This window comes from Paenibacillus sp. FSL H7-0323 (assembly GCF_038002725.1).
GTDB classification, from domain to species: Bacteria; Bacillota; Bacilli; order Paenibacillales; family Paenibacillaceae; genus Paenibacillus_AQ; species Paenibacillus_AQ odorifer.
In genome coordinates this window covers 33,273-57,489 of record NZ_JBBODB010000001.1, presented here as the reverse complement: position 1 = coordinate 57,489, position 24,217 = coordinate 33,273, and the positions used below count along the sequence as shown (strand labels likewise).

Sequence of the window (24,217 nt, the reverse complement as noted above, 5' to 3'; positions counted from 1 at the left end):
AACCTTAGCTTCTGCATAAAAAGGGGGAGATCCATATGGATCTCCCCCTTTTTGCAAACGTTCCAATACTCTACATACTGCTGCAGTCTGCTTTTGATGCAGACGTTCCAATACTAACTAGTAGTTTAACTGTATTTTGTACAACTATAATTCTGCAACTCGCTCGGCTGATGGATATAGCTGTATTTCGTACAACTATTCTGCTGATTTATTGCCCTCTAGGTCGATTCTCTAGTTTTTAGTTGTATAGAATACACTTAAAAGCAGAATGGTCCGTTTTACATATAATATAGGTGTATAGAATACAGTTATTTCACAAACACAACGGTGATACTTTATAGGCACTCCATACGGACTCCATAAATACTCACTGCACACTGCTGCGGTCAGCTTTTGATGCAGACGCTCCAATACTAACTAGTAGTTTAACTGTATTTTGTACAACTATAACTCTGCAACTCGCTCGGCTGATGGATATAACTGTATTTCGTGCAACTATTCTGTTGATATATTGCCCTCTAGGTCGATTCTCTAGTTTTTAGTTGTATAGAATACACTTAAAAGCAGAATGGTCCGTTTTACATATAATATAGGTGTATAGAATACAGTTATTTCACAAACACAACGGTGATACTTTATAGGCACTCCATAGGTATTCCATACGCCACATCATACGTACTCCATAGGCACTCCATTGGTACTTCATACGCCACATCATACGTACTCCATACGTACTCCATACATACTCCATACATACTCCATACATACTCCATACGTGCTCCATACATACTTATGCCACCCCATACGGACTCCACAGTTACTCCACACATTTCGCATTCTAACGAGATCGAGCGCGATCCGTGAATAGCTAATCAGAGTTTGTATTTATTAAAGCTCTTTCTCTGTGACCCTGCCGTTAGCATCTATGTTGGCATTAAAAGATAGGGTGTTCAGGAGCTTAATCGTTTTCCTATTGTAGGAATCATCCATAAAATTGGGCTGTCCGCCAATGATTTTGACAGGGGTAATCTTGCTGGTCATCTTGGAGTCCTTAATCTCAACGTTCAAAAGCATAGAATTAAGTGTTTTTTCCCCACCACGTGTGGAGCGATTAAACACAAAATTCCCAAGTGAATAATAAATGGGCTTGTGCTTATAGTATTCGATGCCCATAAGGCAGTGACTGTGTGCGCCAAGGATTAAATCCGCCCCGCTATCAATCATCTGTTTAGCTAGTGTGCGAGCGTACTTTTCAGGGAAATCCTTAAACTCTTCATTCCAGTGAATATATACGATCGTGTAATCATTCTCCTTGGACATCTTCTGAATGGCGCTAAGCATAGGCTGCGAGGTGTAAGCTGAAGCGGCTCCCGGTTTGTTTTTGCCGGCATACCATGAAGGATTTGAAAGCACACGGCTAACACCAAGGATGGCGATCTTTTTCCCTTTTACCGTCTTAGTATAAGGCTTGAACGCTTCGTCTTCATCTTTGCCAGCGCCTGTATGGCCAATCTTGTTTCGATCCAAATGGATCAGCGTGTCGAGCATAGCGTCTTTTCCATAATCCAAAATATGATTATTCGCCAAGGACACTCCATCAATCCCGGCATAGGTTAGGCCGCCTAACGTTGCTGGTTTGGATCTGAAGGCAAAGGTTTTCTCTGCCGCTTTCCCTCGGATAGACACAGGCGTCTCCAGATTGGCGAAGGCGATGTCAGCCTTTTGCAGCGTAGGTGCGACCTTTACAAACGGAAAGTTCACCCCATATTTAGCAATCTGATCGCCAACAAAACCGTCCAAAAGGATATCACCCGCAAAAGCAAGCTTTATAGGATCTGAAGATAGTGAAGCTGCACTGGAAGCAGATGTCACAGGAACTATTAGTGATAACAAAAGTGTAATGAGTGCTATTCTACGTAAAACCTTCGATCCTAATCTCAAAAAATACAGCCTCCTCTCATCTTTTGTTAGCATGATCCTAGCATACTGGAAAGAGGTTACTAAATTAAGAGTAAAAAGACCTGTTATTCCTTTGCTTTTTTCAGAACGGCTCTAAAACAATTTAATCCACCCCATGCATCCGTATGCACAGCATCCGCAGGCAATTCAAAATCTGTCTCCCCCCAATACTGAAATCCAGTTTGTAGCAGCAGGTCATTCATAAGACTCAGATTTACCGTTGGATAATCAAATGTCAATACCAATAATCCTTCTTCGTTCAACGTCCGGTGAAATTCCCGTAAAGTACCCACCGTATCCTCAAAGCTCAAATGCTCCAATACCGATATGCAAAAAACAGTGTCAAAGCTCTCATCCTCATAAGGCAGATCCGTCAGATTAGCTTGAGCGAAATGCAGGTTGTTTGTTCTTCTAGCGATAACCTGCTTCGCCGCTTTTTCCCCAATCTCATTCTCAATACATTCTTGGATAGCTTTTGGGTAAATAACCCTACTGTCCATATCGCAGGCATAGACCTCTGCACAAACCCCTGCTAAATAAAACTTCAAGGGATGAGGAATCCCACAGGCTGCATCCAGCACAACACCATGCGGAGAAATAAAGTTAATACACCACTCATATTCAAAGGGACGGCTCCACCATGATTCCGGCAGATCATAAATTAACTTCTCACGACGTGCATCTGAATTTACGAAAAAACGCGAGACAAAGGGATGGGTTGGCATGGCCAGGACTCCTTTTTCAACGGAATTTTAGGTAGTGAGAGTATATTCATGATTTGCTGATTCATTCCATAACCTTACATTGAACGAGACAAACCCAAAAAAAACGGCTGCTCCCTTAGGAACAGACCGTCTTTAAATATAACTGTATAAACCTTATGCGTAGAATGAGAGAGGTTTGGCCTCAATTCCATGTCTCTCGATCAACTTATCAAGTAACGCAGACCATTCCGCATCGACCGTACATTGCTCAGGATGAGCCTCGAACCAAGCAACCGACTGCTTGATCCCTTCACAGAAAAGCACAGTAGCCTGGAAGTCAGGCACGAAACGTTTGATTTTGCTATTATCAAAAACACTGCTTACCGCTTGATCACCGACCAAACCATCCGCTGTCCCTGGAGGGGAAAAGGCTGTGATAAAGTCTGTGGAGATATGCACCACTTTAGGTTCCACACCTGCCGCTTGTCCGATGGCCGCGTAAATCTGATTCCAATTTAATACCTCGTCGGAAGTTATATGAATGGCCTCGCCTATCGCTTCCGGATGTCCAAGCAACCCAACGAAACCTTTGGCAAAATCCGAATTATGTGTCAGTGTCCACAAAGAGGTTCCATCTCCATGTATGACTAAAGGTAAGCCACGGCGGATACGATCGATCAGTGACCAAGGATGCTGGCCACTCGTGAGTGCCGCAGGGATGGCTGTATTTCCATAGGTATGGGAAGGACGAACAATCGTAACCGGGAATCCGTTCGCCTTGTAAGCTTCCATCAACAGCTGCTCACACGCAATTTTATTCCTCGAATACTCCCAATAAGGATTCTCCAGCGGTGTCTCTTCTGTGATTACATAATTACGCTGCGGTTTCTGATAAGCAGAGGCTGAGCTGATAAAAATGTACTGCTTCGTTTTACCTGTGAACAGGTCAATGTCTGCCTGCACATGTTCCGGTGTAAAAGCAATCCAGTCTACCACTACATCAAATTCGTAATCTCGTAATACTAATGTGGCTTCTGCCGGATTACGAATGTCTCCTTTAATAACTTTTGCACCTTCTGGAACGAATTCATCCCGCTGTCCTCTGTTGAACAAATACAGCTCGATTCCTTGATCTACAGCCAACGGGGATACAGCCTGACTAATTAATCCCGTACCTCCGATAAATAAGACCTTCATTTTGCACGCTCCTTATAGTGAATCCGGCTCGTTATTTACTGGTTAACAAAATCTCGCCATACGTGCTTCGGCTTCCAATTTAGCAGCTTTTTGGCCTTCTCATTACTGAGTAGCGACTCGTGACCCTCCAGCGGCTGGCGGAAATCCGTCACCTCTGGATAACGTGCGGCCATTAGCTCTCTGCTAGGAACAGCCATGCTGGTCTCATCTGCACATATATTAAGAGCAACCGCTCCCAATCCATCCGTTTCGATTGCCAATTGGCAAGCTGTTGCTACATCCCGTGTATCAATATAACTCCATAGAATACGATCGCGCTGCGCTGGATCATGAATGAAGGAAGGGAAACGTTCATACGCCGATGGATCAATAACATTTCCGATTCTTAGGGAAACGACCTGTATACCCTTTCTGCGATAGAACATCTCAGCGGTTTGCTCATTCACAACCTTAGACAGACCGTAGCTGTCTTCAGGTAACTGTGGATGCTCCTCATCCATAGGCACATACTTCGGCCCCAAAGGATTAACCGCAAAACAGATTCCGTAAGAGGATTCACTGGAAGCAATCACTGCTTTCCGAATCCCGAGACCCGCTGCAGCCTCCAAAATGTTATAGGTAGATACTACATTATTTTGAAAGGTAACCTCACTTGTCTTTATATTTGCAGCTGGGATTGCAGCCAAATGTACAACTGCATCAGCGCCTGCGAGCACACCATATACTTCACCCAAATTATTCAAATCAGCAATCATCGTTTGGCACAAAGAATCTGCGGATTTTTGCGTATCTACATTCACAACCTCATACCCTTGCTCTACAAAATGCCGGACCACCCATCTGCCCAACATCCCACTGCCGCCTGTAACAACTACTTTCGCCATGAGTGTGTCTCCTTTTTTATGAAGCTAACAACTACTCCAGAATCTCCTCAATCTGCTTCAAAATCTCTTCCGAAAGCTCAATACCTGAAGCCTTAACATTCTCTTCGACCTGCTGCGGACGGCTGGCACCCACCAGCGCACTAGCTACATTAGGTTGACGCAAAATCCAAGCCAAAGCCAAATTCCCAACAGAAATATTCAGCTCCGTGGCGATCCCACTCAATTGGCGGACTTTTTCAATCTTTTCTTCTGTAATCGAATCTTTTAATCGATCCAGCTTAGCAGCACGGCTATCCTCAGGGATGTCCGTGTTATACTTTCCAGTTAACAGCCCTTGAGCCAGTGGAGAAAATACTACCTGTCCAATCCCACGGCGCTCGCCGAGCGGAATAATCTCTTTCTCAATATAACGGTTAAACATATTATAAATCGGCTGATTAACAACAATATGATCTAGCAAATAGCGGTCTGCTACAGCTAACGCATCGGTCATTTGCGCCGCCGTCCACTCACTAACACCGACATAATATACCTTGCCTTGCCGAACCAGATCATCTAGCGCACGTAAGGTCTCTTCAATTGGAGTTTCCGGATCAAAACGGTGGCAATACATAATATCCACGTATTCTACTCCGAGACGTTTCAAGCTAGCATGACACTGTTCCGTGATATGTTTGCGGGATAGTCCACGGTCGTTAGGCCCCGAGCCCATTTCCCCGTATACTTTAGTAGCTAATACATAGGACTCACGAGAGTAGTTACGTAAAGTCTCACCTAGTACTTTCTCGGCAGCACCTTTTTCATAAACATTTGCAGTATCAAAAAAATTCACGCCTAAGTCGTAAGCGGTTTCAATGGCATTAACAGCATTATCTCTTTCCACATAGCCTCCGTATGTCAGCCAGCTTCCCAAACTAATCTCACTGACTTTTAAACCGGTTCCACCTAATCTGCGATATTTCATAATAACTGCTCCTCTCCATAGTTCCGTGTTTGATTTTGGCAGGTTGCTTAGCACTCATATTCATTCTAGAATAGTTTGTATATAATAGAAAGAAGTGAAAATTAGTTTATTATATGATCTCTAGTGTAGTTACTATACTAGAGTATAGTAGCTTCACAAACAGGAGGAGATACCTTGAAGACAGCTAAATCTACTAATAATTATATCCCCAAAACCCCTGTTACTATTGAATGTAATGTTGAAAAAACACTTGAAGTATTAGGTGGAAAATGGGCCTTTCTTGTCCTCAGAGAGCTATTCGACGGCACGCAGCGTTTTGGGGCACTGCAACGAAAAATCACTAATGTTTCTCCCCGCGCACTAACCACTACGCTGCGCCATCTGGAGGAGCATGGTGTGCTTGAACGTCACGTATTTCCGACTGTTCCTGTTACGGTAGAATATTCGCTTACTCCCAAAGGTGAGGATTTACATCAAATTTTGAAGGAAATGAAGCTGTGGTCCGCGAAATGGACTTAGCTTGAGCAGATTGTGACCGATGAAAAAAGAAGCTGTCCAAAAAGTAGAGAATTCTACTTATAGGGCAGCTTCTTTTTTATAAATAGGCTATACAATGGATGGATTCTTACTTAACCCATGGGATATGTGCGGTGTGCGGCGTGCGGTGGCGGTGTGCGGTGTGCGGTGTGCGGTGTGCGATGTGCGATGTGCGATGTGCGATGTGCGATGTATGAATTGGGGAAATACTCCCTAAAAATAGCCGAAATTCGCTAAAAAAGAGCATAATGAGGGGATTTCTCCCTAAAAATCGAGGTGATTCCTTTATTTTTCACCAAATCAGGTAAATTACAGGGAGGTTTTCCCTAATTATAAGTTAGATGACCAAATATCTAAGAATTATAGGGAGAAATCCCCTAATTATAGAGTCGGAAGCGTATTTGGACATCTGAAACAACCGGAGATACCAGCGATTTCTGCGATCACGTCATAGACAAATTACCACTTGAGGTCAGCAGGCTTTGCCTTGCCTTCAATCTACTACTGAAGCAGATCGCGGATAATCAAAAACGCAGAGCAGCGAAGATCCAATAGGAGGATGAATCGCTGCTCTTTTGACCCTTGCATTTTTGAAAATGAAGGAGAGGTCGTCTCTTTTCGTAGAAAATCCACATATAGAATAACCCCTCCAGCATTTTTACTATATTGATCTAATATTTATCCACAATCGCGCCGAGAACTGCCGTATTTACATAGGGTTTTCCTTTGAGGCTTTGCAGCTCTTTCGCAGTTCCAGTAACGACAACTCCCAATAGCTGTACATCACTGGCGTCCGGCGCCGCTTTATCCTTTTTCAAGTAATTCGAGATTCGCTCAAACTCTCCGTAATGCTTGCCCTTCATCTGAAGCCCATAGGTTAAGGATTGTAAAAAATCCTCTGGTTTCGGCTTAAATAACCCTTCCCATTCCCCACCGTAGCCATATACTTGTCTAGCAGATTCCGGTAAGGCATATTTATTCGGGCTGCTGTCATTCCTAATAAACTCAAGGTTCTTTTTATTGTCATACGTATCTACCCAATACCAAGTCTGTGTCAACCCCGCCGGCAGCATCTTCTCTACCTCTACCTGAGTGTAGCTTTTATCAAAAGAAACAGCCATTTCTACGAGCTTGCCAGGTTCCATTTGTTCGAGTGAAGGCAGGTCATTCAACACTTTTTCGTTATAATTCACTCCAGGCACATAAAACATCATTTCCCGCTGACCATTTTGACTGTTATATCCTCGGTAGTATTCATAATTTTGCTGTGTCATTACCGGGTCAGGAACATTTATACTAGAGTATCCCCTATTAAGCAGAGAAAACCGGCTGCCCATATCGAAATACAGTTTTTTAGTATCCCATACGATGGGCACACCCTCAACAACTTTGTAAGTGCTCAGTTCAACTTTACCCGATAGAAAACCTAAATCAAGCTCAGTTCTCAACTCCTGAAGGTTAGGACTGCTAATCTTCATCATGATCCTCTCTTCATCCAAACCACGCATCGCCAACCAGCTTGTCAGATGGGCGTTACCCAGCATCCCGCCGAATAATACTATAACCGTCACCACTAGAGAAATGATTGTGTTTCGAATCATTGTTTTTCGTTTTGCCTTCTTAATTACTTTTGAAAGGTTCTGATCATCCTTTTGTTCCCATGGAGCTGTCATTCCGCTTCACCTCTATACTTTTTTTGAAATTGCTTGCGGGCACGAAACAATGCCGATTTCACTGTATCTGTCGTAATTCCCAGAAGCTCAGCTATCTCCTGATAGGACAGCTCCAGCTCATACTTCATAATAATGAGTTGTTTATGGAGCGGTAGAAGCTCATCCAACACTCTTTCGATGTCTTCCCGTTTCTCTTTTAACAGCACATGATCCTCTGGCAATTCCATATCCGGCACATCTACATAGTCAATAGGAATGACTATCCGCTTGCGGCGGCGGCACAGATCATAGTAGCGATTGATCGCTACTTTATATAACCATGCACTGAATTTGTTCTCATCAATGGAATCAATATACAAAAGAGCCTTATACACCGAATCCTGTACGATATCTTCAGCGTCGGCTGCAGGTGCCCCGAGACGAATCAAGTATTTTTGAATTTCTAACATTTTAGGTTGAAGTATCTGATGTAGCTGCCCGGGCTTCATCCTGCACCTCCCTTCGTATGTATAACGATAAAGTTCTCGGAATGTTAGCTTATGAGGTGAAAAAAATTATAAAACAAAAGACGGCTGCCTCAGAAAGACATGCCGTCACATTTTAAAGAATGAATAAGGTTCCAGTACAATTCCTATATATCCGTAGGATTCATTGCCTGCTGAGCTGTAGATATGAGTATGGTTTGAACTTTCAGAGATTGTTTGTCAATAATGAAGCCTATATAGAACCCACCCTCCATATTATCCATTTCAAAAGGTGACAATCGGGGCTCATACACTCCACCCTTGTTCTCAAACCAGTAACTCACTATAATCCCGTATTCGTTATCCACTGCAACGTATGTACCGTATGCCTTTAGCACATCTTCCAATGTACTTATCCCAGGTCGAATATTGTTCAATGTACCTATATGGATTGGATCAATGCGCTCATTATCTTTGTCTATTTTCCAAGCGTTCAGCCGACCTTCGGTATCATAATGTACAGATACTTCTTTATACATTTCATTATTGAATACATCTTGACCTGTTGAATCCCCGTAATGTTCCTCTATTAACATTCTTGAACTCCCAAAATCTATAAAAAGATTACGCCCACTATCCGCTATTCCGAAATCACGATCGGTAACCGGAACCGCTATAAAATCCTTCAAACCTGTACCCTGTTCCGGTAATGACGGTAAGTGACTCCGATCCGATCGTCCTTCTGGACGAGAATCCACAGTATATATTCCCTTAAGCTTGAGCATTCTCATCCATTGTATAGCCTCTGCTCTTGTAAGCGGGAGATTTCCTCTGAAACCTACTAAAGTTGGCTCTCCGGGAAGTGGAAGTAGAGAGTTACCCAGCAAATAAACCACGGAATCCGTGTCGTTGTAATTCATCCCTAGACCAGATGCAACTAACCTTGCAGCGGCCATTCTGGTGATTGGAGCCGATCTTGCCACTGGATATTGTAGTCCAGTAACTGGATGATTCCACCACTTAGCCATTCTATACGGTGCTGCTGTCCATTCTTCGCCTATGCTAGTAGCCTTTGGATAGCCGAAAGAAAGATAAAATAATTTCAAAAATTCCGCTTCCGTAATCGGCTGATCCGGTCGAAAGCTCCCATCATCATAACCAACCATCAATTGGTTGCCAAACGCCCAGCGCACCCAAGGCTCTGACCAGTGACCTTGAATGTCAGTGAACAGTGAAGATGCCGGATCCTCCTCACCGTCCTCGTCCACTTCTTCATATGTCCCTGTATTCTCGTACGTTGTCGTGTCAGCATGAACTCTATAACTCACGTTGCCGCATGTCACAATTGTCCCTGAGATAAGACCTAGTACCAATAGCTTCATTATCTTCATTTTAATAATCCCTTTCGTTCTTATCGGTAAGGGGTTCCTGCTCTCTTTGCCAGGTTTATCGTGATTCCCCTTTGTCTTAACTATCGGGTGAAATGTCTAATTCGTAAATATACTGCTCTCCTTTTTCACAAGAAGAACAAAAAAAGATCGCCCCACTTCATAGCGGGAACGATTGCATTTTCAGCTTGTATCTTAGTGAATTATATAACATTGATTCTATTAATTTCCATAGTGTACACTCATTACAAGGGGTCTTTTTGTGAAAATCTTCGGAAAAGGTGGATTATTGTTCGATGAAACAAATAATGCTGTCTATTCTTTTGTTGGTTTCTTTAATAGGTATAAGTGGATGTGCAGAGAGTAATATAGGAGATCTTAAGGTAAGCGCAGGAGATCAAGAAATTAAAAGTACAACATTATCTAACACTAAGAGTGACTCATCCTCGAACGCTGAAGCAAGTGGATTTGAATTCGCCTTTGAGCAGGATGCAGTAAAGAATATTCAATATTTAAAAAACGGAGAAATCATTACTCTAAACTTTGGAGATTCTGAGCCAGATAATGTATTGATCGAAGAAAGCGTACTAAATAAGAGTGGAGCTTATCAATTTTCATCCAGAGAATCACTAGAAGTTCCAATTACAAAAGTAGACGGTAAATATTCCTTTACGATCGAAAAGCATATGGCTTCTTCATTGAGTTCGTTTTACGAAGAGAACAAAAAAGACTATAGAGGCTTTAGCATAACGGCAAGCTGGGGAGAAGAAGAATATAGATATGCTTTTGTTATACAAGCGGACGCCAATTAAAGCTATCATTCTGATTTAAACCCGATAATCATATTTGGCATTCCATCGAAATATTCAGGGCCCAGTAGTCATCCAGATGGCTACTGGGTCCCCTTGAATAGAAATCTAACTATCTGTTTTTTACATATACAACAAATTGTTCATGCAACTCTAGTTCGGATCGTTTCGAAATCCCAGCCCTCTGAATTTAATTCTTGAAAAGTAGGAATAACAAGATTATGAATTTGCTCTGAAGTCGAATTTTTAATGAACTCATCAGGCATTTGTTTTACTTCGTATCCTGCAATCCCTTGACACAGCCATTTAGGAGCAAGTGGATTAATGTCTCCGATTAACCACATTGTAAACAAGTGCAGCGTGGATTTAAGAATAGTTTCATACGTATGCTCTGGCCCTCGATCCAAAGGAGAAACAATTTTCAATTTTATTCCCTCAAAAGTGCCCATGAACCAATTAGGAGCGTCTACTTCACCAACAGCTCTTTAAGTTCACTTCTTAATTTCTCTAATGCTCGGTACAATCGTTTCTTAACCGCACTTTCTCGCATTCCAACAATCTTAGAGATCTCTGACAAGGTGCAGTCTACAAAAAAGCGCAATGAAATAAAAGCCCCAATATTCATTTTTCACAATATTCTGTGCGATTTTGAAGATCCAAGTGAATAAGCTCGAATTCCCTTCAAATGTATGAATTTTTTCCATGGCCTTTAAGAAAACTGTTGCGTTAAGTCTTCCGCTCTACCCGAGTTTACTTTCAACGAAAGATATTTATGGATTCTTTCGCGATATTGATTATAAGTGATTTCAAAGCTTTGCTTGTCTCCCTGTTCATCCGGATAAACAGTGGATTTGTCATGAGCTCCAGACATTGTAAGAACCTCCTCTTGACCTTACATTTAATTAGACACCGCAGGTTGATTGAAAGCCACATGTCCGTTCAAAAAAATCCATAATAAAAAACTGTCGATTGCTAGACAATTATATAGAGCCAAGTTATAGTATTGATAATACTTTTAATAACCATTTTCAAAAGTCTAGAGGTGAATAAAATAAACCAAATCGCAAACAATTCTATTCGTGTTAAAAAGATAAATCAGGAGCTTATCAAGCAGGCCTTGAAATCGATGAAGGAAGGAACCAAATCCACGATTGCAAGTGCCACCGGATTAAGTATTGCTACCTGCGGAAATATCCTGAATGAACTTCTCGAGACTGGTGAAGTCATTGAGACTGAACTGGAGGCTTCAAATGGAGGCCGACCGGCCAGACGATTTATCTATAACGCTGATTTCTCCTATATTGCATGTATCTATGCCAAAATTGAGGATGGCCAGAAATCCATAACCTATGCGGTGACCAATTCAGTTGGTGATCGTGTGGATCATGGATGGATGGAATTAGAGTACGTAGATGCTGCAGCCATCGACCATCTGCTGGATACGCTTATCCAACAATATAACAACATCAAGGCAGTAGGGATTGGGATTCCCGGCCTTGCTCACCAAGGTGTCATTAATATCTGTGACATTAAAGAGTTAATTAATGCTCCCTTAGAATCACTACTCAGAGAAAAATACGAGCTTGAAGTCACGATTGAAAATGATATGAATCTGACCGTTTACGGGTTCTATAAACAGCAGGATTATGAAGAGGATAAAACCATTGTCGTGGTGACCTTTATCAAAGGAGCTTTTCCAGGCGCCGGGATGATGATCGACGGGCATATCCACAAAGGTAATACCAGATTTGCTGGTGAAGTCTCTTTTTTACCGTTTGGAATCTCGCGTGAACAGCAATTGAGTAGCTTGGACCACACGGATACCTTCATCCCTTTGGCGGCTCACACTATATCGTCCCTGATTGCAATTATTAATCCAGAGACCATAGCTCTCACAGGAGAGCAAGTCAAACAAGAGAATGTGCGGCCGATTTATCAACGTTGTCTGGAAGTGATTCCAGAGGAGCATATGCCTCACTTAATTGTGCTGGATCAACCTGATGATCATTACATGAACGGATTAATTGCGATCACACTGGAAAGCTTAACCTACTCGTTGCAGCTGGTTGAGAAGCGCCGGTAAAACATAAAACTAACATACACTTCAGGAGGAACTACGAATGGCAACAAACAAAGAAAACATGATTGCAGGAAAGCTATATATGGCAGGCGGTGAAGAATTAGCAAAGGATAACAAAAGATCCAGAATGCTCACTCGTTTATTTAACAATACGACGGAAGAACAAGGTGAATATAGAGTAGAACTACTCAAGCAATTATTTGAGTCTACAGGAGAGTCATTATATGTTGAACCTCCTTTCCGTTGTGATTACGGCAGTAATATTACCGTTGGCAATAACTTCTACGCTAATTTTGACTGCATTATCCTTGATGTAGCTAAAGTAACGATTGGTAACAATGTTCTCTTTGGACCTAGGGTAGGCGTATATACTGCTGGTCACCCCATAGATGCGGACGTGCGTATTAGTATGCTTGAATTCGGTACACCGATTACCATTGGAAACAACGTGTGGGTTGGTGGAAACGCAGTAATTAATCCTGGGGTAAAAATCGGCAACAATGTAATCATCGGTGCAGGTTCAGTCGTGACTAAGGATATCCCTGACAATGTAATTGCGGTGGGGAACCCATGCAAGGTATTAAGAGCAATCACCGACGACGATAAGCAACACTGGGAAAAACTTAAAGAAGAGTATTACAGAGACATTGAGCAATAAAGTAACCCGTTCTGGGAGGATCTCAATTTGAAAAAGCGCTTCGGGGGATTTAACAAGATTTACGCCATGCAATTGGCAACCATCTTTTTAGGATTTATAGTGTTTGGCATATCGGAAAATATTAAAGGACCTGCCATTCCGCGAATCCAATTCGACTTTAATCTGGACGAGAAACAGCTCGGCACCCTTTTATCCCTAAATGCATTAGGTTATTTGATCGCCTGCTCCTTTACAGCTGTATTGGTTCGGAAGTGGGGGATCAAGGCTGTCAGTATTATTGCTTTTGCATCCATGATATTCTCAGGAGTGTTAATCTATATCTCCCACAGCTATCCCTTCTTCTCAGCTTCTTATTTCCTGATGTACATCGGAAACGGAATGCTCGAGATTGGTCTTGCCATTTTGGGAGCACGCATCTTCGTAAAAAATACCGGGACGATGATGAACTTATCCCATTTTTTCTACGGATTTAGTTCAACCTTAGCTCCACTGCTGGCAACAGGACTCATGTCGGTAAGTATATTTGGCCATCCACTCGACTGGCGCGGAATGTATCTGATTATGCTAAGCTTATCTTTACTGCCTATTCTATCTGCCTTGCGCAGTACATTTCCGGGTGACGATCTTCCGCAAGAGGACCGGATTCCATTAAAAACACTGGTCCGCGATCCCGCTTTATGGCTGATGGTGCTTATTCTTTCTTTCGGTGTAGTGTCAGAGCTTGCAGTAGGTGGATGGCTAGTGAATTTTTTGGAAAAAGCATACTTGTGGGATACAGTTACAGCTTCTGGTATGTTGTCCACCTTTTTTCTCTGCTTCTCGCTAGCAAGGCTCCTGCTGGGGCCGGTTACAGATAAGATTGGTTTCAATCTATCGCTTATTATCTTTTCAGCCTTCTCTGCCTTATGTACGTTTGCTGCTATTTTAGGTGGGGAACAGCTCGCGTTTCTATTCGCAGCAGCAGGCATAGGTATCGCTATGATTTATCCGACCGTTATGGCATTTATCGCAAAAAGGTATCCGCATGGCAGTGACACTGCCATCACCTTTACAGTTACACTAATGGGAGTCGGTAGCGTGATTGGCAACTATGCCATAGGTGCAGTGATCGAAGGTGTGAAGCGGCTTTACGGAGCAGAAACACAAACTGGCTTGCTACGTGGACTTCAAGCTGGGTATGGTTTTATCGGCTTATGTGCAGCTATATGCGCGATATCCGGTTGTGTTTTATATCGTTATTTAAATCGCCGCCAAGAACTTATCTAGAATAGTTATCGCACTTATTTCTGCTCATCCATGCAAAAAACCTGCTGATTTTATGGCAGGTTTTTTGTTGCAAATAGCGACCAATCTCCTACCATCGGACTCAAATGACCTTATTGGCTTCGAAATAGACAGAAATGAGGTTATTCGGACCCCAGAGTCGTTATTGAGTTGTTTTTGTGCAAAAACCGCTGTCTTCTGACTAGATAACGCCTCCTGAGTCCGAACACTCCGCCTAATGAAGCTAAATCCCGAAATAGCGACTATACAGTCCACAACAATGACCTCTGAGCTGGTGATCACCATCCCAACAATTATCGCAGACCTACCACCAGCTCCATTATTTTTCTAACAATCTGCTCTTCACCGCTACTAACCTTTTCCGTTGCAACTTCTCCCAAGGTTATATGATCGCCAACACAAACCGAATGTGCGGAATGTCTAAACATTTCTATATCATTAGCATCGTTACCAAAAGCAATAAATTGCTGCGGTTCTATGCCTAATCTCTTTAGTCCTGTCCATTTGTTCACACCTTGTGGACTTATATCCATAATATCTTCTTGTCCATGCTGGTAGATCACAATCGGCAGATTTTGCAGCTTATGTATAAGTTGTTCCCCGTTCAGACTGCTCAAAATAACTACCTTCACAATCTCATCCAGCTCCGACGGAGTTACATTTTTGGCGCGTTGTTCTGGATCTACATTTCTCCGGATGGGATGGTCTGCAGAACCCGAATATGCATAGTCCCAGTGACTATCAATCAAATAAGTTGCATCAAATTCTTCAATCAAATTCAGGATGTTGTCCGCAGTCTGTGGGTCAAAATGTATCGTCGAAATAACCTCCCCACCCTTTGCAATAAACGCACCATTCCCGCCAACCATAGAAAAATGATGCATATGAGCAGGCAACACAGGCAATAAATCACGAATAGGCCGGGCTGACGCAAAAATAACCTCATGTCCTTTTTCAATTAGAGAATCCAAGGCTTGTACAATAAATTCACTCAAAGGTTTGCCGTTAAAACAAATCGTCCCATCTAAATCAAAAATAAATTTCACAGTTAATAACCTCCCCTTTTTCTCTATATTAACGAGTTCAGATATAATGGAAAGGACCGATGTCCAAAAAGGAGTAAACGATGAAATCTATTCACGATCCAAATCTGATATCACATTACATTACACAATTTAATCTAGAGCAAGTATTCACAACGTCAACACATGCTTTAATCCAGTTACTTGTCTATGAGCAGAATGAAATCATTTTGCGTGAGGGGGATGAGCTGGACGGATTTTATTTTCAAGTGGAGGGGCGTACCAAGGTTTCTTCTAGTGTGGGGACGGGAAAATCCTTGTTATTACGTTTCTGCTCACCCTTGTCATTATTCGGGGACATTGAATACGTGCAGGAAGTTGTGGTCCAATCCCAAGTTGAAGCGGTACAACAAACCAGCCTCTTATTTATCCCGAAACAAAAGGTTGAGTCTGACCTAATGGATAACCACAGGTTTAAAGACTTGTTGCTGAAACATCTCTCCTACAAGCTTCTAACCTGTACATCCGCATCCCGAACGAACTTGCTGGGCTCTGTAGAAGAAAGGTTTGCAAGTTATTTATTGACCATTCAACTCCAACGTGAGTTTGGAAAAGAAATTCAGACACCCTATATCCCAGATATAGCTTCGTTAATTGGGACTACTCCCCGACATTTAAACCGTGTCATTCAGCGGCTCACCGACATGGAAATTTTATATAAAGTTAAGCAAGAAATTGTTGTACTCGACTGGGAGCGTCTGGATGAATTATCTAACGGAATAAGATTTGAATAGCCTAAAAACCCCTCATTTAATTGAGGATAAAATGATCGATGTCATCATAACGGATATCGATCTTTTCTCCGTTTCTTTTGACAAGATTTATATACAGAGGAGCTGCATCAACACTTCCCCCACCCACCAGCACATGGTAGTTTTCATTAATTTCATATTTACGGATGTACAAGCCTGAACCGACATCTTCAAAGGGATAACCTTCAAAATCCTTCCACGACAACGCCTCGCCTTGCTGAGCTAGATCTCGTATTTCATCCATGGATAATATTGCAGCTTTTTTATCATTACATCCTGAAAGTATAATCGTCAAAGCAAACAATAACAGCATTATCAAGTTACGCTTACTTCTCATTCATAAACCTCCAAACTCTATAATTTGTTATTTATAGGAAAATATAAGGTAATAATAACATAGCTTAGACTAAATGTTAAAAAGGAGTAAAGCCTTTTAGGGGTGCTTTACTCCTTTGAAATCTTTATTTGTGAGGGATATTGGATGGACCCGCAAGCTACGACACCGGAAAATGAATATAAAAAAACAAGCCAATCATGGTGGTATCTGACCATAATCGACCTGTTCTATGTAACGCTTTAGTGTTAATTAGGTTATAAAATCTCAAGCATTATTGTGCGTACAAACGAAATAGTAAAAATCTTTATATAGGTAATATATGAGATATATGTGTCATTGTTCGAATGATGGATTGAGTCGGCAAATGATTGATTCCCCTCGAGTTTTGACTCTTTTACTCATCATGATCTTCATCAAAGATAGCTTCAAACTCTTCATCGCTATAATTTCTATTGCTTGGTATATGATAACGTTGAGGTATCCCATTATGATCTAGCACATGATCAACAGCACTGTCTTCATCAGAAACCACGAAAGTAATTTCGTCATCACCTTCATAATCTTTAGGAGTTATATCCGCCAAAACAAACCACACACAACCCTTAATTCTATAAAACTCATTATAAAATCTAACAGACTTTTCTATATCATCATGTATAACTCCATACAGTTTAAACTTATCCTTATAATCTCGAGCTATCTCCAAAGCTTGGTTAGCTGTTAGATTAGTATTTATTCTTTCTTGCATTATTCATCAAATCCTTTCCAATTCGATAAAGGCCATTGTCCGTTCCTTAGTTTGAATATATATCTTTGTGCTTCATATATTTCTTCAATACTCAATTCACCTTTATTTTTCATAATTTCTCTATAAACATACTCTTCCTTTTCTAAAGTCGATAATTTAATTTTCTTTTCCAAGTTCTCCAAAGTGCTTAGCGTGATAAGATTCATGAACTACACTTAAGTAAGAAGCATCAGGTCTTAATACGATCTGTCCAGTATTTGGATTGAAACCTCCCACAGCCTTTTCAGGTAGAATAGTTCCCTTCTTATCTATAATAACTTTTATATTATTTAAATTCATTTCGCTTTTAAACTTCTTTATGTCTCTGATACTCATAATTCTTAATCCATCAGTGGTTAATTTATTTTGTCCACTAACAGGAATTTATTCCCATAATTTAAAATCAATAGTCTCTTGCACTAGATCTATTTCTTTTGGAAGCTTTGGCTTTAGCAATCCGCCTTCTGTGGATAATAAAGATTTTTCTGCCGGACCATACAACAACGTTACCATTCCCAGACTATTGAGCCAATGATCCGCTGACCATGCTTCGTCTGGATTAAATGCTCCTTTCGCCATCTCCACTGTCCCCAGTGTTAACCAATCCGCAAACTTCTCCTTTGAATCAATCATATGCTCTGATCGATCTTTGGCTGCTTCATATATCCCGACCGGAATATCTCCTGTTATGCCTAATGTTAACCAGTTGAAAAAGTCATAGGGGGAGTCTGTCGCTTTATCCGCACGAGTTCTTAATGTACCTACAAAACCCGTTCCAATCTCTTTAAAACTGTCTATCGATTATAAAAGGCATTTTTAGAATCCTCGGGTTTTGCTTGTTCCTCCGTTTTATTCTTTCTAAACAGATTATAGGAATCCAGTTGGGCGACTGATGAAGTCAATTTCATAACATCTCCCCAAGCCTTTCCACCTTGGTTTGTCATCACATGTACACCCAAACTTACTCCAGTAGCAATCATCTGTTCTATGGTGGTTTGAACGCCTTCCAGTTGCCCTTTTGCCCAGGCTCCCTTCTCCCCTTTTTCCATTGCCGTCCGTAGTAGCAACTGATACGTTTCATTCTGCACTAGTGGTATGCTTCTACTGGTAATCGACGGATCATAATCACATGCCTTAACCGCTGGTTTCTTAAAATAAGTGCTTAGATCCTTACCCGCCTGGTACTGGACCTCGTCTATACCCAAGGATTTCAGCTTCTTGCGTGCGTCTTCCGCTAACTTATTGCGTCCATTTGAGTCTGATTTCCAAACGCCTGATATACCTCATAGGCTGTCTGCGCCTTCGCGATCTGATCCCGCGCCAGGTAAATATCCTTCAGTTTACTTTGCGCGGCTATGGAGTCGATCGTTCCCAATCCTGACTTTTTAACAGTTGCCTGGAGCTTCTGCACCATAGGATCACTATTCAACTCATCCCAACCCATCAGAGTAGCAATTGAGGTGATCAGATTCGTGACCGCTTTCTGAGCCGTCGTCGGAATAGAAGACTGCCCAATTGCACTTCCGCTCCCAAACCTTTCGAACATCCCCCCAAGAACACCGAGCTGCTGATTGCTCCTTTCTAATTTCTACTCTCTGCCCCTCTGCTGCTGCTGCAACTGAAATACTTCCTATTTGAGTGATAACGATTAGTTATCACAGGTTATCAGTATTAGCTCTGCTATAGTTTCGATCTCGTAAATCACCAGTTCCCATAAGAACTCTTCATGTTTCGTCATTATGCTATTTCCTCCTGTGGCTTTCGTATTTGTTTGCTCTCGTGGTTCCGTCCTACTGCGGTAAAATCTCTTTGGTTGTATGAACTCATTTGCCGCCTGTTCCGAACTCTCTTTCTTACTTATGGCTTGCTTCTAATGCTTTCGGGTTTAGTTGCGCCATTCGTCTAGCCCTCCATCTTTAGTTCAATAACATCCTCATCTCAATAAATCCATCTTCGTTTACCGGCTTAATAATTTCCTCTAATGGTTCAATTTCTTTTATAAACTTCCTACTCAACTCTATTCTCCTCCAATTCTGTCAACTTTGTTCGTTATCATTCCAATACTGTTCCGTTTCCCGTATTTTCCCCTTTGCTCGGGTTACCATTAATACAGCTTCTCGTTCTGTTTCTTCCAGTTCCATTTATTGACGAGCTAACACATTTTTCATTTTGCTGGACATTCCCCCATAATCTAGATTCTTAACTTTCCAAGCTAACTATGCGATGAAGAATTTCCAATCTGGGCTGTTCGTCCTTCTGATCTGCTAGATGGTTATAATAATTAGCCTGTTCCAGTAGCTTACTTATTTCTGTTGCTACTTGCGGATCGGAACTGCTAGAGTATCTCAACTCACCTGATGCCGTAACTCTCGTGCTTTCTGGCATTAACCTCTCATTTCCTTTACGATTGCCTGATACACTGCTTGTGCCTGAGTAATAAAACGCAGTTTTGTTTCCTACTGCCTGTACTTGTTTTGCCATTTTCTCATTTCTCCTTTGATTTTGATTTTGATTTTGAGCATGTAAAAAAGCTCATTCCTACTCATAAAACAAGTTGGAAAGAGCTTTGAAAGTTTATCAAGTGTTTGAATCAGTTAGTGTTTGGTTTGTATTGTACGATCTGGTTGTTGGAATTGTAAACTCCAATCTTACAATTCTAAACATATTCCCTAAGCTTTATAAGATTCTGATTTAATAAAATTATCCACTAAAAATTTATCAGACTCACTAAGTCCCTCAAAAAGCTCGTTAAACTTAATCTTTGCATCCTTATCACTTAAAAGGGATAGTGTAGCTATTGCAATATGTCCGAATTGCCATGGTCCAATAAACTTACTATCTGTTAGGAGTTTTCCTAGTTCAGCAAGCCTCTCTACAATTCCTATATCACAGTAATTTCTCTCAATCAATTTAAACGTTGCCATAGCAACAACCCTTAAATTCTTAGCTTCCAAGCATACTATTAAATCTTCATTTTTTATTGTATCAGCCTTAATTTCTTCTGCTAATTCAACTATTGAGGCCATAATATATTCCCTTCATAAAATTTATTCGTCTATAGGACCATATCTATCAATAATATATTGCTGCTCAGCTTCAAAGTTCTTTTGAAGTTTTTCTGCAACATTATCCAGTCCTAACCTTTTAGCCTCTCAATTTCAATAGTGTATGCTTTAATCTCATCGGCGATTCTCGCTTCCCAATTCTGGTTACTGGTTTAATAAAGAATTCACTCGGCACTGGGTAGCCCCCACAACTTGTAAAACCCTTCACTTGAAGACTAGGATAATCATGATTCAAATGCAGTTCTTTCTGGGAACTTCCCCCCCTCTCTAACCAAGCAAACCACCAGTCTTTGAGCAGCTCTATCAAAATAAAATTTGCTAGGAATACTAGGGTCAGGTATAGACTCTAACTCAGAAAACATCTTAGTTATCTTATTCAATTCAATTTTACCCATAACATCTTCATTTGGTCCAAATCTGTAAACAACTGATTCATCATCTTCTTGTTCTTTTAGAAGCAATACGTACGAAGCCAAATTTACTCCTCCTCAGGTGGATACCACGGACGACCAGAATCAACTGTTTTATCGTGTGCAGTCCTATAGTCTGTTTTAAAAATACCTTCAAATTTAGATTCAAAAAGTTCATGATTCAATAAGTCAATATCTTGTTGTTTAAATGTCCCTTTTTGAAGTCTATCCCATGCTTGTGCAATTTCATAATCTGCTTCAAAGCGTCCAACACCATGTTCTTTAATATGTTCTTTAAAAAATAAATGGTCTTTTATTCTTTGAATTCTATTCTCGGACATACCTGTATTTTTTGCAATACTCTGAACATCTACATTCGATTTCCTAAAGGATTCATACATTGCATCAGAAATATCAAGACGCTTTAGATATTCATCAACTGAAAGTTCTCTCCCACCTGTCTGAGCATTCCCCGTCCCCTCAACCGCCTTCACTTCTACATCCTTTATTGAATGATTACTGTCACTTTTCCCTTCCATCTCTCTCTTAAAATCCGGTCCATTTCATTCTTAAAATTGATTTGCATCGGGGTCTGTGGAAGTGCCGGCGTATCTATATCTAGATTATTTATCTTGAATTGAAAACCTTCATTTGTGCTAAATGCCGGCAACGGTTTTTGTACCTCAATACCTTTTACAGAATCTAACCCTTTTGGAGGCTTTAGACCTCCGCCTCCTGTAGGAAGCAAAGATTTTTCTACCGGACCATACAACAACGTTACCATTCCCAGACTATTGAGCCAATGATCCGCTGACCATGCTTCGTCTGGATTAAATGCTCCTTTCGCCATCTCCACTGTTCCCAGTGTTAACCAATCCGCAAACTTCTCCTTTGAATCAAACATATGCTCTGATCGATCTTTGGCTGCTTCATATATCCCGACCGGAATATCTCCTGTTATGCCTAATGTTAACCAGTTGAAAAAGTCATAGGGGGAGTCTGTCGCTTTATCCGCACGAGTTCTTAATGTCCCTACAAAACCCGTTCCAATCTCTTTAAAACTGTCTATTGATTTATAAAAGGCATTTTTAGAATCCTCGGGTTTTGCTTGCTCCTCCGTTTTATTCTTTCTAAACAGATTATAGGAATCCAGTTGGGCGACTGATGAAGTCAATTTTATAACATCTCCCCAAGCCTTTCCACCTTGGTTTGTCATCACATGTACACCCAAACTTACTCCAGTAGCAATCATCTGTTCCATGGTGGTTTGAATGCCTTCCAGTTGGCCTTTTGCCCAGGCTCCCTTCTCCCCTTTTTCCATTGCCGTCCGTAGTAGCAACTGATACGTTTCATTCTGCACTAGTGGTATGCTTCTACTGGTAATCGACGGATCATAATCACATGCCTTAACCGCTGGTTTCTTAAAATAAGTGCTTAGATCCTTACCCGCCTGGTACTGGACCTCGTCTATACCCAAGGATTTCAGCTTCTTGCGTGCGTCTTCCGCTAACTTATTGCGTCCATTTGAGTCTGATTTCCAAACGCCTGATATACCTCATAGGCTGTCTGCGCCTTCGCGATCTGATCCCGCGCCAGGTAGATATCCTTCAGTTTACTTTGCGCGGCTATAGAGTCGATCGTTCCCAATCCTGACTTTTTAACAGTTGCCTGGAGCTTCTGCACCATAGGATCACTATTCAACTCATCCCAACCCATCAGAGTAGCAATTGAGGTGATCAGATTCGTGACCGCTTTCTGAGCCGTCGTCGGAATAGAAGACTGCCCAATTGCACTTCCGCTCCCTAACCTTTCGAACATACCCCCAAGAACACCGAACTGCTGAAAAAGTTGATTTGCCTGCCGCTTATTCTCATCCTGTGCGCCTTGAACACCTTTTATCGCGCCTCGAATGATGTCTTCCAATTTTTCCGCTTCTACTGTCAGTTCGTTGATGATTATCTGCGCCTGCACCTGGTTTGATCCTAATGGGACGCCACTCCAGTTACTAGCTTGACCTTTGAACTGGAGGTACAGCCGGTTGGTGTCCTGGCTTACCTGTCTTATTTTCGTCTGCAGGCGCTCGACTTCATCTTCTTTAAATACCATTTTGTCCAATGCCATTTATGACCTCCAGTTCTTACACTTAGACCATCCAATGCACTACTTTTTTCGACCCCTCAGGTCTTTATGTACTACTTCATATTTAAAAACTTAAGTATTTGGAGCGCACACCTAACCTATATATCGGCGTAACTTCCATTATTTTACTTTAAATCCTTTCTTTTTTATTTTTTAATTCTAATCACTGCTGTACGAATAAGTAGACAGCAAAAAAACAGGTTGATTATAGTAGTAGCTCCCTATAATCACCTGTTAACTGAACGCTATAGCGTTATTTACGTTATACTTTTCGAGCATTACTGCACGAACAAACGAAATGCCTAAATCTTTATAGAAGTATTACATGGGTTTTATGTGTTGTTACTGGTTAAATCATAGGTTTATTCGACACTTCTTGATAGCCCTTCATGCTTTCTATTCAGATAACATTGTTAGAAATCCCTCGAAACTGTCTGCCACATGATAGCTGATTGGATCAAGTTCACCAGAATTTTCATGATCCCACACACAAACCTTTGGATTATTTCTAGATTCACAAAAATCTAAACATAGAAAATCACCAGCAAATAGAATCGCTATTGGTAAAATATCAACTCCAATCAAATCCTCATTATCGGTAAGCCTATCTTCAATTTGAGTTAGTGTTACATCAATATCATACATTCCTAACTGATTATCTCTGGGTGTTTTTAATAAGCATAGAAATCTGTCTATAGCATAGTCATGATTATTACATTTAAAACTACTATTTATTGGTCTACCACCGTTATTCACTTCTAAAAATGAAATAAAAATCATTTGGTAACTTAATTCTCCAGAATCCTTCTTTTCTTCTAAACAGATCTTCCGTTGGTAAGGGTAGTATTATTGTGTTTGGATCAACCTTCATTTTATCCCCCCTCAATTTTCACTTTATGATTATGATTGAAATAAAGGTTTTAATTCAATTAAAAGATTCACTTGTCTTTGGGTATCCTCAGCCCGAAACGTCTCCTTACCTGTCTATGTCAACTGGTCGTCACCAGATTTGTTTATTCACGACAACCATCCCGGCAAGTAGTC

30 protein-coding genes and 1 pseudogene are annotated in these 24,217 nt (G+C 41.2%); 6 read left to right on the top strand and 25 right to left on the bottom strand.

The window, feature by feature from the left end:
* Positions 1-888: 888 nt before the first annotated feature.
* The 5 genes from MHH89_RS00320 to MHH89_RS00300 form a co-directional block, all read right to left on the bottom strand.
* Complete coding sequence (locus MHH89_RS00320; protein WP_438268965.1) at positions 889-1,881, bottom strand: CapA family protein; 993 nt, start codon at positions 1,879-1,881, stop codon at positions 889-891.
* 143 nt (positions 1,882-2,024) lie between these two features.
* On the bottom strand, positions 2,025-2,684 hold the full coding sequence (locus MHH89_RS00315) for a class I SAM-dependent methyltransferase (RefSeq protein ID WP_076124835.1): 660 nt from the start codon (positions 2,682-2,684) through the stop codon (positions 2,025-2,027).
* 153 nt (positions 2,685-2,837) lie between these two features.
* A complete protein-coding gene (locus tag MHH89_RS00310) occupies positions 2,838-3,860 on the bottom strand; it encodes an SDR family oxidoreductase (RefSeq protein WP_076309818.1) in 1,023 nt (340 codons plus the stop codon).
* Between the two features lie 35 nt (positions 3,861-3,895).
* Entirely contained in the window at positions 3,896-4,744 is an 849-nt protein-coding gene (locus MHH89_RS00305) for an NAD-dependent epimerase/dehydratase family protein (RefSeq protein ID WP_076309817.1), read from the bottom strand.
* 31 nt (positions 4,745-4,775) lie between these two features.
* Entirely contained in the window at positions 4,776-5,708 is a 933-nt protein-coding gene (locus MHH89_RS00300; RefSeq protein WP_038569620.1) for an aldo/keto reductase family protein, read from the bottom strand.
* A 174-nt stretch (positions 5,709-5,882) separates the two neighbouring features.
* Between MHH89_RS00300 and MHH89_RS00295 the strand changes: the two genes are divergently transcribed.
* Positions 5,883-6,227 carry a winged helix-turn-helix transcriptional regulator gene (locus MHH89_RS00295; RefSeq protein WP_036684053.1) on the top strand — a complete coding sequence of 115 codons (345 nt, stop codon included), beginning with the start codon at positions 5,883-5,885 and terminating at the stop codon, positions 6,225-6,227.
* Positions 6,228-6,916: 689 nt separating this feature from the next.
* On the opposite strand, the gene MHH89_RS00290 is transcribed toward MHH89_RS00295, so the two are convergent.
* The 3 genes from MHH89_RS00290 to MHH89_RS00280 form a co-directional block, all read right to left on the bottom strand.
* Complete coding sequence (locus tag MHH89_RS00290) at positions 6,917-7,918, bottom strand: anti sigma factor C-terminal domain-containing protein (RefSeq protein ID WP_076309816.1); 1,002 nt, start codon at positions 7,916-7,918, stop codon at positions 6,917-6,919.
* Complete coding sequence (locus MHH89_RS00285; RefSeq protein WP_076309815.1) at positions 7,915-8,406, bottom strand: RNA polymerase sigma factor; 492 nt, start codon at positions 8,404-8,406, stop codon at positions 7,915-7,917. The genes MHH89_RS00290 and MHH89_RS00285 overlap by 4 nt, the downstream gene beginning before the upstream one ends.
* Before the next feature lie 143 nt (positions 8,407-8,549).
* A complete protein-coding gene (locus tag MHH89_RS00280) occupies positions 8,550-9,773 on the bottom strand; it encodes an S-layer homology domain-containing protein (protein ID WP_076309814.1) in 1,224 nt (407 codons plus the stop codon).
* 293 nt (positions 9,774-10,066) lie between these two features.
* On the opposite strand from MHH89_RS00280, the gene MHH89_RS00275 reads away from it, so the two are divergent.
* On the top strand, positions 10,067-10,582 hold the full coding sequence (locus MHH89_RS00275; protein ID WP_076221167.1) for a hypothetical protein: 516 nt from the start codon (positions 10,067-10,069) through the stop codon (positions 10,580-10,582).
* Positions 10,583-10,722: 140 nt separating this feature from the next.
* Here the strand turns inward: MHH89_RS00275 and MHH89_RS00270 are convergent, their stop codons facing one another.
* From MHH89_RS00270 to MHH89_RS00260, 3 genes are all read right to left on the bottom strand, one after another.
* The gene (locus MHH89_RS00270; protein WP_341085990.1) at positions 10,723-11,004 is read right to left on the bottom strand and encodes a hypothetical protein; all 282 of its coding nucleotides are present in this window, start codon (positions 11,002-11,004) and stop codon (positions 10,723-10,725) included.
* Positions 11,005-11,045: 41 nt separating this feature from the next.
* Positions 11,046-11,204, bottom strand: a complete 159-nt coding sequence (locus MHH89_RS00265) for an RNA polymerase sigma factor (protein WP_256717484.1) — start codon at positions 11,202-11,204, stop codon at positions 11,046-11,048.
* Between the two features lie 84 nt (positions 11,205-11,288).
* Entirely contained in the window at positions 11,289-11,450 is a 162-nt protein-coding gene (locus MHH89_RS00260; protein WP_256717483.1) for a hypothetical protein, read from the bottom strand.
* Between the two features lie 255 nt (positions 11,451-11,705).
* Here MHH89_RS00260 and MHH89_RS00255 point away from each other — a divergent pair, with 255 nt between their 5' ends.
* The 3 genes from MHH89_RS00255 (at position 11,706) to MHH89_RS00245 (ending at position 14,583) form a co-directional block, all read left to right on the top strand.
* On the top strand, positions 11,706-12,662 hold the full coding sequence (locus MHH89_RS00255) for an ROK family protein (protein ID WP_081390522.1): 957 nt from the start codon (positions 11,706-11,708) through the stop codon (positions 12,660-12,662).
* A gap of 37 nt (positions 12,663-12,699) precedes the next feature.
* Positions 12,700-13,317, top strand: coding sequence for a sugar O-acetyltransferase (locus tag MHH89_RS00250; RefSeq protein ID WP_076187110.1), 618 nt, complete (start codon positions 12,700-12,702; stop codon positions 13,315-13,317).
* Positions 13,318-13,383: 66 nt separating this feature from the next.
* Entirely contained in the window at positions 13,384-14,583 is a 1,200-nt protein-coding gene (locus MHH89_RS00245; protein WP_076104606.1) for an MFS transporter, read from the top strand.
* 311 nt (positions 14,584-14,894) lie between these two features.
* Here MHH89_RS00245 and MHH89_RS00240 read toward each other — a convergent pair whose 3' ends face one another.
* Positions 14,895-15,647, bottom strand: a complete 753-nt coding sequence (locus MHH89_RS00240) for an HAD-IIB family hydrolase (RefSeq protein ID WP_341085988.1) — start codon at positions 15,645-15,647, stop codon at positions 14,895-14,897.
* Positions 15,648-15,727: 80 nt separating this feature from the next.
* Between MHH89_RS00240 and MHH89_RS00235 the strand changes: the two genes are divergently transcribed.
* Complete coding sequence (locus MHH89_RS00235) at positions 15,728-16,417, top strand: Crp/Fnr family transcriptional regulator (protein ID WP_076309811.1); 690 nt, start codon at positions 15,728-15,730, stop codon at positions 16,415-16,417.
* A 16-nt stretch (positions 16,418-16,433) separates the two neighbouring features.
* On the opposite strand, the gene MHH89_RS00230 is transcribed toward MHH89_RS00235, so the two are convergent.
* From MHH89_RS00230 to MHH89_RS00170, 13 genes and pseudogenes are all read right to left on the bottom strand, one after another.
* On the bottom strand, positions 16,434-16,772 hold the full coding sequence (locus MHH89_RS00230; RefSeq protein ID WP_076305973.1) for a hypothetical protein: 339 nt from the start codon (positions 16,770-16,772) through the stop codon (positions 16,434-16,436).
* 394 nt (positions 16,773-17,166) lie between these two features.
* A complete protein-coding gene (locus tag MHH89_RS00225; protein ID WP_081390508.1) occupies positions 17,167-17,520 on the bottom strand; it encodes a hypothetical protein in 354 nt (117 codons plus the stop codon).
* Positions 17,520-17,895: pseudogene (locus MHH89_RS00220) on the bottom strand (zincin-like metallopeptidase toxin domain-containing protein). The gene MHH89_RS00225 and the pseudogene MHH89_RS00220 overlap by 1 nt, the downstream one beginning before the upstream one ends.
* Before the next feature lie 48 nt (positions 17,896-17,943).
* On the bottom strand, positions 17,944-18,192 hold the full coding sequence (locus MHH89_RS00215; protein ID WP_341085984.1) for a hypothetical protein: 249 nt from the start codon (positions 18,190-18,192) through the stop codon (positions 17,944-17,946).
* A 161-nt stretch (positions 18,193-18,353) separates the two neighbouring features.
* Positions 18,354-18,764: a hypothetical protein gene (locus MHH89_RS00210; protein WP_341085983.1), complete on the bottom strand. Its 411-nt coding sequence runs from the start codon at positions 18,762-18,764 to the stop codon at positions 18,354-18,356.
* Positions 18,765-18,793: 29 nt separating this feature from the next.
* Positions 18,794-19,105 (bottom strand): hypothetical protein, encoded by a 312-nt coding sequence (locus MHH89_RS00205; RefSeq protein ID WP_341085982.1) that lies wholly within the window; start codon positions 19,103-19,105, stop codon positions 18,794-18,796.
* Between the two features lie 653 nt (positions 19,106-19,758).
* Positions 19,759-20,040 carry a hypothetical protein gene (locus tag MHH89_RS00200; RefSeq protein ID WP_076220593.1) on the bottom strand — a complete coding sequence of 94 codons (282 nt, stop codon included), beginning with the start codon at positions 20,038-20,040 and terminating at the stop codon, positions 19,759-19,761.
* A gap of 188 nt (positions 20,041-20,228) precedes the next feature.
* Positions 20,229-20,585, bottom strand: coding sequence for a hypothetical protein (locus MHH89_RS00195; protein WP_076220592.1), 357 nt, complete (start codon positions 20,583-20,585; stop codon positions 20,229-20,231).
* A 263-nt stretch (positions 20,586-20,848) separates the two neighbouring features.
* Positions 20,849-21,100, bottom strand: a complete 252-nt coding sequence (locus MHH89_RS00190; protein WP_076220591.1) for a hypothetical protein — start codon at positions 21,098-21,100, stop codon at positions 20,849-20,851.
* A 2-nt stretch (positions 21,101-21,102) separates the two neighbouring features.
* A complete protein-coding gene (locus MHH89_RS00185) occupies positions 21,103-21,528 on the bottom strand; it encodes a hypothetical protein (RefSeq protein WP_341085979.1) in 426 nt (141 codons plus the stop codon).
* Between the two features lie 11 nt (positions 21,529-21,539).
* Positions 21,540-22,511, bottom strand: a complete 972-nt coding sequence (locus MHH89_RS00180; RefSeq protein WP_341085976.1) for a hypothetical protein — start codon at positions 22,509-22,511, stop codon at positions 21,540-21,542.
* A 29-nt stretch (positions 22,512-22,540) separates the two neighbouring features.
* Entirely contained in the window at positions 22,541-23,155 is a 615-nt protein-coding gene (locus tag MHH89_RS00175; protein ID WP_341085972.1) for a hypothetical protein, read from the bottom strand.
* A gap of 414 nt (positions 23,156-23,569) precedes the next feature.
* Positions 23,570-23,953 (bottom strand): SMI1/KNR4 family protein, encoded by a 384-nt coding sequence (locus MHH89_RS00170; protein WP_305954093.1) that lies wholly within the window; start codon positions 23,951-23,953, stop codon positions 23,570-23,572.
* Positions 23,954-24,217: the final 264 nt, after the last annotated feature.